This is a genomic window from Streptomyces sp. AMJ-169 (assembly GCF_055597585.1).
On sequence record NZ_JBVLTJ010000010.1, the window covers coordinates 161,486 to 175,601 of the forward strand.

Sequence of the window (14,116 nt, forward strand, 5' to 3'; positions counted from 1 at the left end):
AGGGTTCGCGGGCACACCGGAGGGGCCGTCCCGCCGCAACGGAACAGCCCCTCCGGTGAGCCTTGGACAGACCTCAGCGTTCGCCAGGCCGGCCTCGACGGATGCCGCCCTCTCCGGGCATCCCGCTGTCGTACTCCACACGCTCCTTGCGGACGGTGTCGGAGATCTCCCGCTGCTCGGTGATCTGCTCGGTGTCGAGGCGGACCCGCTCCACCGCCACCGTCTCCTTGCGGACGACCGGCCGCTCGGCGTGCAGCGTGACCTCGGTGTGCGCCTCACCGATCTCGGCCCTGACGCGTTCACCGGCCTGGATCGGCTCCCGGATCACGCGGACCTCCTCGTGCATGACCGGCACCGTCGTCGTGACGTTCTCCGTCACGACGACCTTGTGCAGCCGCGCCACGCCGATCTCCTCCTGCTCGGTGGCGATCCGGAGCTGCTCCTCGGAGCGGATCAGCTCGTCGCCGCCCCGGGTGCCCATGCCCGCCAGCTTGCGCTCGGTGGGCCGGTTCACGGCGGTCCGCTGCTCCGTGGTCCCGCGTCCTGCCGCGGCGGCCGTGGTGGTGGTCGTGGGCGTCGTGGGGGCGCCCGCCCGGCCGCGCTGGGTGCCGGCCGCGCCGCCGCCCGCCGTCAGCCCGTAGTGGGTGTAGAGGCGGCGCTCCTCCTGGACGTCGAGATGCTGGCCCGCGTCGATGTGCGGCGCGTTCTTGACGGTGTCCTTGGAGTGCGCGATGCGCAGCCCGTCACCGCTCTTGCGGGCCCCCTCCAGGGGCACGAAGCTCTCCTTCGTACCGAACAGGCCCGTCTTGACGGTGGCCCACTCGGGGCGCCCGGTCTTGTCGTCGAGGTACACCTGCTCGACGGTCCCGACCTTCTCGCCGTTCGGGTCGTACGCGGTCAGGTTCTTGATCTGCTCGGTCCTGAGGAAACCGTCGTCCGAGGTCATGTTCACTCACGCTCCCTTGGGCAGTGACGCGCGGCCGGCGGACCCCTCACAGAGCCCGTTGCAGCTCCGGACGCACCACTCGGAAACCGGCGCCACAGGTCCGGCGCCGCAGCCGCCGGGCGCTCCACTGCGGTATGCGTGCGCAGACCGTTCTTTCTGCTGCGGCGCCACCGGGGCCATGACTTTCAGCATTACTCCATTTGGGTAATATCGCACCTCAAAGGGGCCACTCGTCGCCCCTATTGGGCACGGCTCACACACCCGCTCCCCGCGCGGTGATCCCCCCGAAAACACCCGTGACGGCCGTGCAACGGCCGCGCAACCTCCCCCCGTCAGGATCGGGACATGACCAGCCCGTTCAGCCTCGCAGCCCGTGGATGCCCCGCCCTGGTGGTCGTCGCCCACGGCAGCCGCGACCCGCGCGCCCTGGAGACGGTCGGCGCCCTCCTCGCGCGCGTGCGCGCGCTGCGCCCCGGCCTCCCCGTGCACCTGGGCCACATCGAGCTGAACGCGCCCCTCCTCACCGACACCCTGGCCGCCCTGGACGCGGCGGGCACCCAGGACGCCGTCCTCGTACCGCTCCTCCTGGGGCGCGGCTACCACGTCAAGCGGGACATCCCGGAGATGGCCGCCGAAGCGCACCTCCACGCGCGCGTGGCGCCCGCCCTCGGCCCGCACCCCTTGCTGATCGACACTCTGGCCGCCCGCCTGACCGAGGCCGGCTGGCCCGCGCACCCCACCCCGGCGCAGCGCCGTAGGAGCGCCGTCGTGCTCGCCGCCGCCGGCTCCCGCGACCCCGACAACGCCACCGACACGGCCCGCACCGCCCACCTCCTCTCCGCCCGCCTCGGCGTCCCGGTCCACCCCGCGTACGCCTCCACGGCCCGCCCCGCCGTCCCCGAGGCGATCGCCGACCTGACCGCCAAGGGCTACACCCGTATCGCCGTGGCGTCGTACTTCACCGCCCCCGGCCGCTTCGCCACGGAGTCCGCCCAGGCCGCCCCCTGGATCGCGGCCGCCCCCCTGGGCGCCCACCCCGCCATGGCCCGCCTGCTCCTGCACCGCTACGACCAGCGCGCGGCGGCGAACGGCCACCGCAAGGCCGCCTAGCCGGGCCCCACGGGGGCTACAGCCCGATTGTCAGTACGAGCACGTACTGTCGGTATATGCCCTACGACCCGCAGTCATCCGAACGCTGGGCCCCCGAGCCCGACAAGCGCCCCGGCAGGACCGCCTTCCAGCGTGACCGCGCCCGCCTGCTGCACTCCTCGGCGCTCAGGAGGCTCGCGGGCAAGACGCAGGTCGTCACCCCGGGCACGGCGGGACCGGTGTGGGACGCGAGCCCCCGTACGCGGCTGACGCACTCCCTGGAGTGCGCCCAGGTCGGCAGGGAACTCGGCGCGGCCCTGGGGTGCGACCCCGACCTCGTGGAGGCGGCCTGTCTCGCGCACGACCTGGGGCACCCGCCGTTCGGGCACAACGGTGAACAGGCGCTGAACGACTTCGCGCGCGACTGCGGCGGCTTCGAGGGCAACGCCCAGTCCCTGAGACTGCTCACCCGCATCGAACCCAAGAGGTTCACCCCGGAAGGCTCGGTGGGCCTGAACCTCACCCGGGCCACGCTCGACGCGGCGACCAAGTACCCCTGGCCGCGCGGCGCACACCCCACGAACCCCGGCTCCGGCAAGTTCGGCGTCTACGAGGACGACCGCCCGGTCTTCGACTGGATCCGCAAGGAAGCGCCCGGCACGCGCGCGTGCTTCGAGGCCCAGGTCATGGACTGGTCCGACGACGTGGCCTACTCGGTGCACGACGTGGAGGACGGCCTGCACGCCGGCCACATCGACCCCAACTGCCTGCACGCGGAACCCGAGCGCCAGGAGGTCTTCCGCGTCGCCCTGGGCCGCTACGTCCCCGCCGACACCGACCCGGCGGCCCTCTCCGCCGCCCTGGACCGCCTCCAGGACGAGGAGTGGTGGCCCCACGGGTACGACGGCACGGCCGCCGCCCAGGCCCGCCTCAAGGACGCCACGAGCCAGCTCATCGGCCGTTTCTGCCTCGCCGCCGAGGGCGCCACCCGCGCCCGCCACGGCACCGGCCCCCTCACCCGCTACGACGCCGAACTCGTCGTACCCGAGGCCACCCGCCTGGAGTGCGCCGTCCTCAAGGCCGTCGCCGACCTCTACGTCATGCAGCGGCCCGCGCAGGAGCGGCTGCGCGCCGATCAGCGGGTCGTCATCTCGGAGCTGGCCGAGGCGCTCACCGCGCGGGCGCCCGACGGCCTGGAGCCGCAGTTCCGGGCGCTGTACGACGCGGCTGTCGACGACCGGTCACGCAAAAGGGTGATCGTCGACCAGATCGCCTCCCTCACCGACGCGTCCGCAAGGTCCTTGCACACAAGGCTGATAGGCCCCACTTGAGATCGCCCCGGCGGGGTACTACCCCTTCCCCGAACACGTCGCGTGCGGGACGCTCGCATGTGGCGGCACGCTTACGAGGAGGCATCAAGTGGTCGACGCGGATCAGACATTCGTCATCGTCGGAGGAGGCCTGGCCGGCGCCAAGGCGGCCGAGACGCTGCGAGCCGAGGGCTTCACCGGCCGCGTGATACTGATCTGCGACGAACGCGACCACCCCTACGAGCGCCCGCCGCTCTCCAAGGGCTACCTCCTCGGCAAGGACGAGCGCGACAGCGTCTTCGTGCACGAGCCGGCCTGGTACGCGCGCAACGACATCGAACTCCACCTCGGCCAGCCGGTCACCGCGATCGACCGCGCGGCCAAGACCGTCCGCCTGGGCGACGGCACCGTCATCGCCTACGACAAGCTGCTCCTCGCCACCGGCGCCGAACCGCGCCGCCTGGACGTCCCCGGCACCGATCTCGCCGGCGTCCACCACCTGCGCCGCCTCGCCCACGCCGACCGCCTGCGGCACGTCCTCAAGGCCCTCGGCCGCGACAACGGCCACCTCGTGATCGCCGGCGCCGGCTGGATCGGCCTGGAGGTCGCCGCGGCGGCCCGCACGTACGGTGCCGAGGTCACCGTCGTCGAACCCGAGCCGACGCCCCTGTACGGCGTCCTGGGCCCCGAACTGGGCCAGCTCTTCGCCGACCTGCACGCCGAGCACGGCGTCCGCTTCCACTTCGGCGCCAAACTCACCGAGATCGTCGGCCAGGACGGCATGGTCCTCGCCGCCCGCACCGACGACGGCGAGGAGCACCCCGCGCACGACGTCCTCGCCGCGATCGGCGCCGCCCCGCGCGTGGCGCTCGCCGAGGCCGCCGGACTCACGCTCGCCGACCGCGCGGACGGCGGCGGCATCGCCGTCGACGCCCAGCTGCGCACCTCCGACCCCGACATCCACGCCGCCGGAGACGTCGCCGCCTTCCCCTCCGGCGACTCCCGGCTGCGCGTGGAGCACTGGGCGAACGCCCTCAACGGCGGACCGGCCGCCGCGCGGGCGATGCTCGGCCAGGACATCGCCTACGACCGCGTGCCCTACTTCTTCTCCGACCAGTACGACCTGGGGATGGAGTACAGCGGCTGGGCGCCCCCCGGCTCGTACGACCAGGTGGTCCTGCGCGGGGACGTCGGCAAGCGGGAGTTCATCGCGTTCTGGCTGAGCGGGGGCCGCGTCCTGGCCGGGATGAACGTCAACGTGTGGGACGTCACAGAGGCCGTCCAGAAACTGATCGGCAGCGGCACCCAGGTGGACCCCGAGGCCCTGGCGGACCCGGGCGTGGACCTCACGAGCCTCGGCGGCTGACCCTGCGGGGACGGGCTTGTCAGTCCGTCCCCGTAGAATTCCTGCGTGGCAGGACGGATCAACGACGAGGACGTGAAGGCGGTACGGGACGCGGTCCCGATCGACGCCGTGGTCGGCGAGTACCTCCAGCTGCGCAGCGCGGGCGGGGGCAACTACAAGGGCCTGTGCCCGTTCCACGACGAGAAGTCACCGTCGTTCCAGGTCAGCCCCAGCAAGGGGCTCTTCCACTGCTTCGGCTGCCAGGAGGGCGGCGACACCATCACGTTCGTGATGAAGGTCGACCACCTCACGTTCTCCGAGGCGATCGAACGGCTTGCCGCGCGCGCGGGCATCACGCTGCGCTACGAGGAGGGCGGCTACAACCCCAGCCACCAGCGCGGTGAACGCATCCGCCTGGTCGAGGCCCACAAGGTCGCCGCCGAGTGGTACGCCGAGCAGCTCGCGACCAGCCCCGAGGCCGACACCGGCCGCATGTTCCTCGCCGAGCGCGGCTTCGACCAGTCGGCGGCCCTGCACTTCGGCGTCGGCTACAGCCCGCAAGGCTGGGACCACCTGACCCGCTTCCTGCGCGGCAAGGGCTTCAGCGACAAGGAACTCCTCCTCTCCGGCCTCTCCCAGGAGGGCCGCCGCGGTCCCATCGACCGCTTCCGGGGCCGCCTGATGTGGCCGATCCGCGACATCGGCGGCGACGTCGTCGGCTTCGGCGCCCGCAAGCTGTACGAGGCCGACACCGGCCCCAAGTACCTCAACACCCCCGACACCGCGATCTACAAGAAGTCCCAGGTCCTGTACGGCATCGACCTCGCCAAGCAGCCGATCGCCAAGTCCAGCCGCGCGGTCGTCGTCGAGGGCTACACCGATGTCATGGCCTGCCACCTCGCGGGCGTCACCACGGCCATCGCGACCTGCGGCACCGCGTTCGGCGGCGAGCACATCAAGATCCTGCGCCGCCTGCTGATGGACAACGGCAGCGCCCGCGTCATCTTCACCTTCGACGGCGACGCGGCGGGCCAGAAGGCCGCCCTGCGGGCCTTCGAGGACGACCAGAAGTTCGCCGCCGAGACGTACATCGCGGTCGCCCCCGACGGCATGGACCCCTGCGAGCTGCGGCTGGCCAAGGGCGACCAGGCGGTCTCCGACCTCGCCGAACCCCGCACGCCCCTCTTCGAGTTCGCCCTGCGCCAGATCGTCGCCCGCTACGACCTCGACACCGCCGGAGGCCGCGCCGCCGCCCTCGACGAGGCCACCCCGGTCGTCGCCAAGATCAAGGAGCGCAGCGTACGGCGCGAGGTCGCCGTCCAGCTCGCGGGCCTGGTGGGCATCCTGGACCAGGAGTTCGTCGTCGACCGCGTCGGCTACCTGGTCCGCCGGGGCGCGAGCGGCGGCCAGAACCCCCAGGACCGCACCCGCAAACGCGTCGCGGAACTGGACGAGTCCCCGCGCCCCGCGATCAAGGGCCCCGCCCTGCAACTGCGCAACCCCGTCTACGCCACCGAACGCGAACTCCTCAAACTGGCCCTCCAGCGCCCCGAACTGGTCGCCCCGGCCTTCGACGCGTACGGCGTCGACGAGTTCACCTGCGCCCCCTACGCGGCCGTCCGCCAGGCCATCCTGGACGCGGGCGGCGCCGAGTACGGCATCGAGGACGCCCAGGACTACCTGATGTGCGTCCGCGAGATCGCCCCCGACGACGCCGTACGCGCCATGGTCACCGAGCTCGCGGTCGAGCCGATCATGCGCCGCAGCGTCGACGACCTCTACGCCGGCGCCCAGCTCGTCACCGTCCGCCGCCGCGCCGTGGCCCGCCGCATCCAGGACATCCAGTCCCACCTGACCCGCCTCGCCGCAGCCGGTGACCCGGCCCAACTCACCGGTGTCCAGAACGAGTTGTGGGTGCTCCAGGAGTACGACCGGGCGCTTCAGGGGCAGGGCGTCACGGCGCTGTAGAGCCGCCTCGCCGCCCCCGATCACAGCCCGCTCACCCCTCGGACTCAAAAAGTCACCGCACGCCCCTCGTGGCGGCGATGTGTCGTACTCCACACTGGGGTGCGGTGCCTGAGTACTCGGAGCGCGACCGTTCCGTCCTCCACGGACAGCCCCCACCCCCGCGGCGGCGCTCACCGCGTACGGGACGGAAGTCGGCCAGGCCGGACGCTCTCCGCCCCGAAATGCCGCTGCCGAACGCCCTGGCAGCGATCATCCTGGAGGTCGCCCCCGTGCAGACCCAGACTCTGACCCAGACCGACACCGAGACCGTTCTGGACGCGGTGCCCCCGCAGAGCCGCGCCGCGCGCCACCCCGAGGCGGCCCCCGAGGAGGGACCGCCTCTTAAAGCGCTTGAAACCGGGCCCGACCCCTTCGACGCCCCGCCCCCCGCCCGCAGCGCCGACACCGGCAGCCCCTCCTCCGACCTGTTCCGCCAGTACCTGCGCGAGATCGGCCGCATCCCGCTGCTCACCGCCGCCGAGGAGGTCGAGCTGGCCCGCCGCGTCGAGGCGGGCCTGTTCGCCGAGGAGAAACTGGGCGCCGAGCCCGACCTGGACAGCGAGCTGGCGTTCGACCTGGACCGGCTCGTCGTCATGGGCCGCATGGCCAAACGGCGGCTCATCGAGGCCAACCTGAGGCTCGTCGTCTCGGTCGCCAAACGGTACGTCGGCCGCGGACTGACCATGCTCGACCTCGTCCAGGAAGGGAACCTGGGGCTGATCAGGGCGGTCGAGAAGTTCGACTACGCGCGCGGCTACAAGTTCTCCACCTACGCCACCTGGTGGATCCGCCAGGCGATGTCCCGCGCGCTCGCCGACCAGGCCCGCACCATCCGGGTCCCCGTCCACGTCGTCGAGCTGATTAACCGCGTCGTCCGCGTCCAGCGCCGGCTGCTCCAGGAGCGCGGCTACGAGCCCAGCGCCGAAGAGGTCGCCGTCCAGCTCGACCTCGCGCCCGAACGCGTCGGCGAAGTCCTGCGCCTGGCCCAGGAACCCGTCTCGCTGCACGCCCCCGTCGGCGAGGAGGACGACGTCGCGCTCGGCGACCTCATCGAGGACGGCGACGCCGCGAGCCCCGTCGAATCGGCCGCGTTCCTCCTCCTGCGCGAGCATCTGGAGGCGGTCCTGTCGACCCTCGGCGAACGCGAGCGCAAGGTCGTCCAGCTGCGCTACGGCCTCGCCGACGGCCGGCCCCGCACGCTGGAGGAGATCGGCCGCATCTTCGGCGTGACGCGCGAGCGGATACGGCAGATCGAGTCCAAGACGCTGAACAAGCTGCGCGACCACGCGTTCGCCGACCAGCTGCGGGGCTACCTGGACTGAAGCGGGGGCCGCCACCCGTGAGCGCGGCCCCCGCCTCAACTCCCTTGCTCCATAAGGGACTTCAGCAACTCCCGTCCCCGTCAGCCGACTTCAGTCGGCGTTAGTCGACTTCGGCCACCGCCTCCGCGAACTGCGCCTTGTACAACCGCGCATACGCCCCGTCCGCCCCCAACAGATCGGTGTGCGTGCCCTGTTCGACGATCGACCCGCTCTCCATCACGAGGATCGTGTCCGCGTCCCGGATCGTCGAAAGCCGGTGCGCGATCACGAACGACGTCCGCCCGTGGGCGAGTTTGGCCATCGCCTTCTGGATCAGCACCTCGGTACGGGTGTCGACGGACGACGTCGCCTCGTCGAGCACGAGGATCACCGGATCGGACAGGAACGCCCGCGCGATCGTGATGAGCTGCTTCTCACCGGCGCTCACCCCGCTGCCCTCGTCGTCGATGACGGTGTCGTACCCGTCGGCCAACGTCCGTACGAACCGGTCGACGTGGGCCGCCCGCGCCGCCTCCTCGATCTCGCCCCGGGTGACCTCGCGCGAGGCGCCGTACGCGATGTTCTCGGCGATCGTCCCGCCGAACAGCCAGGTGTCCTGGAGCACCATGCCGATCCCGGCGCGCAGTTCGTCCCGGGACATCTGCGCGATGTCGGTGCCGTCGAGGGTGATCCGGCCGCCGGAGACCTCGTAGAACCGCATCAGGAGGTTGACGAGGGTGGTCTTGCCGGCGCCCGTCGGGCCGACGATCGCGACCGTGTGGCCCGGTTCGACCGTCAGCGACAAGTCCTCTATCAGCGGCTTGTCGGGCTCGTAGCGGAACTGCACCCGCTCCAGCTCCACCCGCCCGCGCAGCTTCGCCGGGCGCACCGGCGTCACCGGGTCGGCCTGCTGCTCGTCCGCGTCGAGGAGTTCGAAGATCCGCTCGGCGGAGGCGACGCCGGACTGCACCAGGTTCGCCATGGAGGCGACCTGGGTGAGCGGCATGGAGAACTGCCGCGAGTACTGGATGAACGCCTGCACGTCACCGATCGACAGCGAGCCCGAGGCGACCCGCAGCCCGCCGACCACGGCCACCAGCACATAGTTCAGGTTGGACACGAACATCATCAGCGGCTGCATCGCCCCGCTGTTGAACTGCGCCTTGAACCCGGCCTCGTACAGCTCGTCGTTCTGCTCCGCGAACTGCTTCGCCGACTGCTCCTGCCGCCCGAACACCTTCACCAGCGTGTGCCCGGTGTACATCTCCTCGATGTGCGCGTTGAGCTTGCCGGTCGTGCGCCACTGCTGCACGAAGTGCGGCTGGGACCGCTTGCCGATCTTCGCCGCGACGTACGCCGACAGCGGCACCGTCGCCAGCGCGACCAGCGCCAGCAGCCACGACACCCAGAACATCATCGCCAGCACCCCGATGATGGTCAGCACCGAGTTGATCAGCTGCCCCATGGACTGCTGGAGCGTCTGCCCGATGTTGTCGATGTCGTTGGTCGCCCGCGACAGCACCTCCCCGCGCTGCCGCTTGTCGAAGTACGACAGCGGCAGCCGCGACAGCTTCTGCTGCACGTCCTCCCGCATCCGGTACATCGTGCGGTTGACGGCCCGGTTGACCAGCCGCGTCGCGACGGCCATCAGCAGCCCGGCGACCAGGAACACCCCGAGCGCGAGCCCCAGCACATTGCCGACCGCACCGAAGTCGATGCCCTTGCCGGGCGTGAAGTCGGTCGACCTGAGCATGTCCGCGACGGAAGACTGCCCCCGCGCGCGCATCTGCTCCAGGACCTGCGCCTTGGTCTCCCCGGCCGGCATCTGCCGCCCGATGATCCCCGCGAACACCAGGTCGGTCGCCTTGCCGAGGATCTTCGGCCCGACGACGTTCAGCCCCACGCTGACCACCACACAGGCCAGCAGGAGGTAGATGGTGAACCGTTCCGGCTTGAAGCGGGCCAGCAGCCGCTTCCCGGAGATCTTGAAGTCCAGCGAGTGACTGTCGGGCCCCGCGCCGGACATCATGCGTGCCATGGGTCCGGCCATCAGGCGGCCTCCGCTTCCGTCAGCTGGGAGAGGACGATCTCCCGGTACGTCTCATTGCCCGCCATCAGCTCGCGGTGCGTGCCCACGCCGACGACCCGCCCCTCGTCGAGCACCACGATCCGGTCGGCGTCCCGGATGGTCGCCACCCGCTGCGCGACGATGACGACGGTCGCGTCCGCCGTCTCGCGCCCCAGCGCCGCCCGCAGCGCCGCGTCCGTCGCGTAGTCCAGGGCGGAGAAGGAGTCGTCGAAGAGGTAGATCTCCGGCCGCTGCACCAGCGTCCGCGCGATCGACAGCCGCTGGCGCTGACCGCCGGAGACGTTCGTCCCGCCTTGCGCGATCGGCGCGTCGAGACCGCCCTCCAGCGCGCTCACGAACTCCTTGGCCTGCGCCACCTCCAGCGCGTGCCACAGCTCCTCGTCGGTGGCGTCCGGATTGCCGTACCGAAGATTGCTCGCCACCGTCCCCGCGAACAGATACGGCTTCTGCGGGACCAGGGACACCGCCTTCGCCAGCAGCGCGGGTTCGATCTCGCCGACCGGCACCCCGTCCACGAGGACCTCGCCGTCGGTGGCGTCGAACAGCCTCGGTACGAGGCCCAGCAGCGTCGACTTGCCGCTGCCCGTCGAGCCGATCACCGCCGTCGTCTCACCGGGCCGCGCCACCAGGTCGATTCGCTTCAGCACCGGCTCCTCGGCGCCCGGATAGCGGAAGCCCGCCCCGCGCAGCTCCAGCTCCCCGTGCCGGCGCAGCTCCCGCACCGGCGCCAGCGGCGGCACCACGCTGGACTCCATCGCGAACACTTCCTGGATCCGCTCGGCGCACACCTCCGCGCGCGGCACCATCATGAACATGAAGGTGGCCATCATCACGGACATCACGATCTGCATCAGATAGGCCAGGAACGCCGTCAGATCACCGATCTGCATCCCACCGCTGTCGATGCGGTGCGCCCCGAACCAGACGACGGCGATCGACGACACGTTCACCGTCGTCATCACCACCGGGAACATCAGTGCCAGCAGATTCCCGGTCTTCACCGAGATCTCCGTCAGCTCCGCGTTCGCCTTCCCGAACCGCTCCTGCTCATAGCCGTCGCGCACGAACGCCCGGATCACCCGGTTACCGGTGATCTGCTCGCGCAGCACCCGGTTCACGGTGTCCAGCCGCACCTGCATCGACCGGAACAACGGCCGCAGCCGCGACACGATCAGCGTCACACAGATCCCCAGCACGGGGACGACGGCCACCAGCACCCCGGACAGCGGCACGTCGAGGCCGAGCGCCAGCACGATCCCGCCGACGCACATGATCGGCGCGGACACCATCAGCGTGAACGTCATCAGCGCCAGCATCTGGACCTGCTGCACGTCGTTGGTCGTCCGCGTGATCAGCGAGGGCGCCCCGAAATGGGCCACCTCACGCGCGGAGAACGACTGCACCCGGTCGAACACGGACGCCCGCAGGTCCCGCCCGAGCGCCGACGCGGTACGGGCGCCGTAGTACACGGCCCCGATGTTGCAGACGACCTGCGCCAGCGAGATGCCGATCATCAGGGCGCCGGAGGAAAGGATGTAACCGGTGTCACCGTTCACGATGCCGTGATCGATGATGTCCGCGTTCAGGGTGGGCAGATAGAGCGTCGCGCAGGTCTGGAGGAGCTGGAGGAACACCAGCAGCGCTATGGGTTTTCGGTAGGGCCTCAGATAGGTCCGCAGAAGTCGTATGAGCACGCTACGTCTCTCGGCAGGGAGCGGATGGGTCGGGTCGGCGACGGGGCCTGTTGGTTGCCCCTGGCCCCTATCGTCGGACACTCCACCCGCGTTACCTCAACTGATTAACCCAACAGGCTGCCCTCTTGAGCTGAGAGCGCAAACGGGAACTCTCCTGTTCACCCAGGCGTTGCTCCCTACGGGAGCAACGCTTCAGAACGCTCCCGGGTCAGAACGCTCCGGGATGGATCTGCTCCCGCACCGACACGAACTGCTGGCGCACCGCCTGCCCCACCGCCAGTTCACCCCCCGGATCCAGCACCTGAGCCGCCGCCCCCTGCCAGGCCGGCGGAGTCCGCGGATCCAGCGCCCCCTGAGAAACCCCCAGCGCCCAAGCCGCCTGCCGAGCCGCCCCGATCGCCGCATAGTCCGCCGGCTGCGGTACGACGACCTGGGCCCCGAACAGCGAAGGCGCCGCCGCCTGCACCGCCGGCAGCCCCGCCGCCGCCCCCAGCAGGAACACCCGCCGCACCTCCACACCCCGCGCCCGCAGCACGTCCAGCGCGTCCGCGAGCCCGCACAGCATCCCCTCGAACGCGGCCCGCGCCAGATGCTCCGGCTTCATCGACTCCCGCCGCAGCCCCACGACCGTCCCCGCCGTGTGCGGCAGATTCGGCGTCCGCTCACCCTCCAGATACGGCAGCATCACCAGCCCGTGCGCCCCCGGAGTCGACTTCATCGCCAGCTCCGACAGCCCCTCCAGCCCCTCCGCCCCCAGCAGTTCGGCGGTCCCGCGCAGCGTCCGTACGGCGTTCAGCGTGGTGACGACCGGCAGGTGCATCCCCGTCGCGTCGGCCAGGGACGTGATCATCCCCGAACTGTCCACCAGCGCCTCGGGATGCACGGCCATCACCGACCCGGAGGCGCCCAGCGACACCACCGCGTCCCCGAGACCGAGGCCCAGACCGAACGCGGCGGCCATCGTCTCCCCGGTGCCCGCCGAGATCAGCAGCCCCTCCGGCGTCGTACCCGCCGCCTCCGACGGACCGATCACGTCCGGCAGCAGCACCTGATGCCCCAGCGCCATCTCCACCAGATCGGCCCGGTACCCGCCGATCGCCGCCGACCAGTACCCCGTCCCCGACGCCCCGCCCCGGTCCGTCGTACGCCGCGCCGGGCGCCCCAGCAGCTGCCACACGAGCCAGTCGTGCGCCTGGAGCAGGGACGCCGTACGGGCCGCCGACTCCGGCTCGTTCTTCGCCAGCCAGCGCAGCTTCGTCACCGGGTGCGCGGCCTGCGGCACCGACCCCACCGCCTGCGCCCACGCCTCGCGTCCGCCGAGCGCGTCCACCAGGTCGGCCGCCGAGACCTGCGCGCGCTTGTCGCCGCCGACCATCGCCGGGCGGACGGTGTTGCCCTGGGCGTCCAGCGGGATCAGCGCGTTCTGCTGCGCCGAGACCCCGATCGCCTGCACGCCCTCCAGCAGCCCGCCGCCGGCGGCCTCGCCGAGGGACAGCAGCCAGACCTGCGGGTCGACGTCACTGGGGCGCCCGCCGGCGCCCTCCGGGCCGTCGACAGGGTGCGGGGCGTAGCCCTGCCTGAGTACGGCGCCCGTGTCCGTGTCACAGACGACGATGCGAGTGAAATCGGGCGCACTGTCCAGCCCGGCGACTATCCCCATGGGGGAATTCTGCCGTAGCACTGCGTTGGCTTGGGCCGGGTGGGCGGCGGGGGGTGCGGGGAGCGGTCCGGCTTTCCCTCCGGACGACTCACGTCACGTGTTGCTCGTGCCCCAATCGTCGTCCTCCGTGCCCGAGTTGCGCTCCCGTAGCGAACGGACCCGGTCCGCCACCGAATCGGGGAAACGGGACGTGACCTTGTCGTACGCCTTGCCCGCGTACTGGCGGCCCTGTTGGGCGGCTGTCTCGGCGGTGTTGCGGACCGCGGGGTTCTGGGCGATCTGGCGGGCGGATTTCTTCAACTGCTCGTAACGTTCCCGGCCTGCCCTGGTGCCGAGGACGTAGCCCACGGCGACTCCGGCGGCGAACGTGAGCCGGTAGCGCATGACGGCGACCTTTCCCTGGTGAGCGGTGGGAGTACCGATTGGCAGAGCACCCCCCTGCTTGCGCTAAGCTATGCGTCGCAGCGAGCCGCCGCCCCCGGGGATCACCCAAGGGAGGTCGGATCGATGCACACGAGGCATTCCTCCGTAGCTCAATTGGCAGAGCAGCCGGCTGTTAACCGGCAGGTTACTGGTTCGAGTCCAGTCGGGGGAGCTTCGGTCCTCCGTAGCTCAATTGGCAGAGCAGCCGGCTGTTAACCGGCAGGTTACTGGTTCGAGTCCAGTCGGGGGAGC

The 14,116-nt window shown here is 71.0% G+C and carries 9 protein-coding genes, 2 tRNA genes and 1 pseudogene; 7 read left to right on the forward strand and 5 right to left on the reverse strand.

The window, feature by feature from the left end:
* Positions 1-73 precede the first annotated feature (73 nt).
* Complete coding sequence (locus ACYUD3_RS24760) at positions 74-946, reverse strand: PRC and DUF2382 domain-containing protein (protein WP_470973678.1); 873 nt, start codon at positions 944-946, stop codon at positions 74-76.
* 345 nt (positions 947-1,291) lie between these two features.
* Here ACYUD3_RS24760 and ACYUD3_RS24765 point away from each other — a divergent pair, with 345 nt between their 5' ends.
* The 5 genes and pseudogenes from ACYUD3_RS24765 (at position 1,292) to ACYUD3_RS24785 (ending at position 8,019) form a co-directional block, all read left to right on the forward strand.
* On the forward strand, positions 1,292-2,056 hold the full coding sequence (locus ACYUD3_RS24765) for a sirohydrochlorin chelatase (RefSeq protein WP_470973681.1): 765 nt from the start codon (positions 1,292-1,294) through the stop codon (positions 2,054-2,056).
* 56 nt (positions 2,057-2,112) lie between these two features.
* Positions 2,113-3,366 carry a deoxyguanosinetriphosphate triphosphohydrolase gene (locus ACYUD3_RS24770; protein ID WP_470973684.1) on the forward strand — a complete coding sequence of 418 codons (1,254 nt, stop codon included), beginning with the start codon at positions 2,113-2,115 and terminating at the stop codon, positions 3,364-3,366.
* Positions 3,367-3,454: 88 nt separating this feature from the next.
* Positions 3,455-4,711, forward strand: a complete 1,257-nt coding sequence (locus tag ACYUD3_RS24775; protein WP_470973686.1) for an NAD(P)/FAD-dependent oxidoreductase — start codon at positions 3,455-3,457, stop codon at positions 4,709-4,711.
* A gap of 45 nt (positions 4,712-4,756) precedes the next feature.
* Positions 4,757-6,658, forward strand: coding sequence for a DNA primase (dnaG, locus tag ACYUD3_RS24780; protein ID WP_470973692.1), 1,902 nt, complete (start codon positions 4,757-4,759; stop codon positions 6,656-6,658).
* A gap of 104 nt (positions 6,659-6,762) precedes the next feature.
* Positions 6,763-8,019 (forward strand): annotated as a pseudogene (locus tag ACYUD3_RS24785) (RNA polymerase sigma factor).
* A gap of 100 nt (positions 8,020-8,119) precedes the next feature.
* Here ACYUD3_RS24785 and ACYUD3_RS24790 read toward each other — a convergent pair.
* The 4 genes from ACYUD3_RS24790 to ACYUD3_RS24805 form a co-directional block, all read right to left on the reverse strand.
* A complete protein-coding gene (locus ACYUD3_RS24790) occupies positions 8,120-10,048 on the reverse strand; it encodes an ABC transporter ATP-binding protein (RefSeq protein ID WP_470973696.1) in 1,929 nt (642 codons plus the stop codon).
* Positions 10,048-11,781 carry an ABC transporter ATP-binding protein gene (locus tag ACYUD3_RS24795; protein WP_470973700.1) on the reverse strand — a complete coding sequence of 578 codons (1,734 nt, stop codon included), beginning with the start codon at positions 11,779-11,781 and terminating at the stop codon, positions 10,048-10,050. Before ACYUD3_RS24795 ends, ACYUD3_RS24790 begins: the two co-directional genes overlap by 1 nt.
* 208 nt (positions 11,782-11,989) lie before the next feature.
* Positions 11,990-13,441, reverse strand: coding sequence for an FGGY family carbohydrate kinase (locus tag ACYUD3_RS24800; RefSeq protein ID WP_470973703.1), 1,452 nt, complete (start codon positions 13,439-13,441; stop codon positions 11,990-11,992).
* Between the two features lie 93 nt (positions 13,442-13,534).
* The gene (locus ACYUD3_RS24805; protein ID WP_470973706.1) at positions 13,535-13,825 is read right to left on the reverse strand and encodes a YtxH domain-containing protein; all 291 of its coding nucleotides are present in this window, start codon (positions 13,823-13,825) and stop codon (positions 13,535-13,537) included.
* Positions 13,826-13,963: 138 nt separating this feature from the next.
* On the opposite strand from ACYUD3_RS24805, the gene ACYUD3_RS24810 reads away from it, so the two are divergent.
* Together ACYUD3_RS24810 and ACYUD3_RS24815 are read left to right on the forward strand one after the other, a co-directional pair.
* Positions 13,964-14,036, forward strand: a tRNA-Asn gene (locus ACYUD3_RS24810).
* Positions 14,037-14,042: 6 nt separating this feature from the next.
* Positions 14,043-14,115: transfer RNA gene (locus tag ACYUD3_RS24815), tRNA-Asn, on the forward strand.
* Position 14,116 lies beyond the last annotated feature (1 nt).

Excerpts from the sequence above, each read along its gene's own strand:
- ACYUD3_RS24760 (WP_470973678.1), bottom strand. The coding sequence starts at position 946 with ATGACCTCGGACGACGGTTTCCTCAGGACCGAGCAGATCAAGAACCTG.
- ACYUD3_RS24805 (WP_470973706.1), bottom strand. The coding sequence starts at position 13,825 with ATGCGCTACCGGCTCACGTTCGCCGCCGGAGTCGCCGTGGGCTACGTC.
- ACYUD3_RS24765 (WP_470973681.1), top strand. The coding sequence starts at position 1,292 with ATGACCAGCCCGTTCAGCCTCGCAGCCCGTGGATGCCCCGCCCTGGTG.
- ACYUD3_RS24800 (WP_470973703.1), bottom strand. The coding sequence starts at position 13,441 with ATGGGGATAGTCGCCGGGCTGGACAGTGCGCCCGATTTCACTCGCATC.
- ACYUD3_RS24790 (WP_470973696.1), bottom strand. The coding sequence starts at position 10,048 with ATGGCCGGACCCATGGCACGCATGATGTCCGGCGCGGGGCCCGACAGT.
- ACYUD3_RS24770 (WP_470973684.1), top strand. The coding sequence starts at position 2,113 with ATGCCCTACGACCCGCAGTCATCCGAACGCTGGGCCCCCGAGCCCGAC.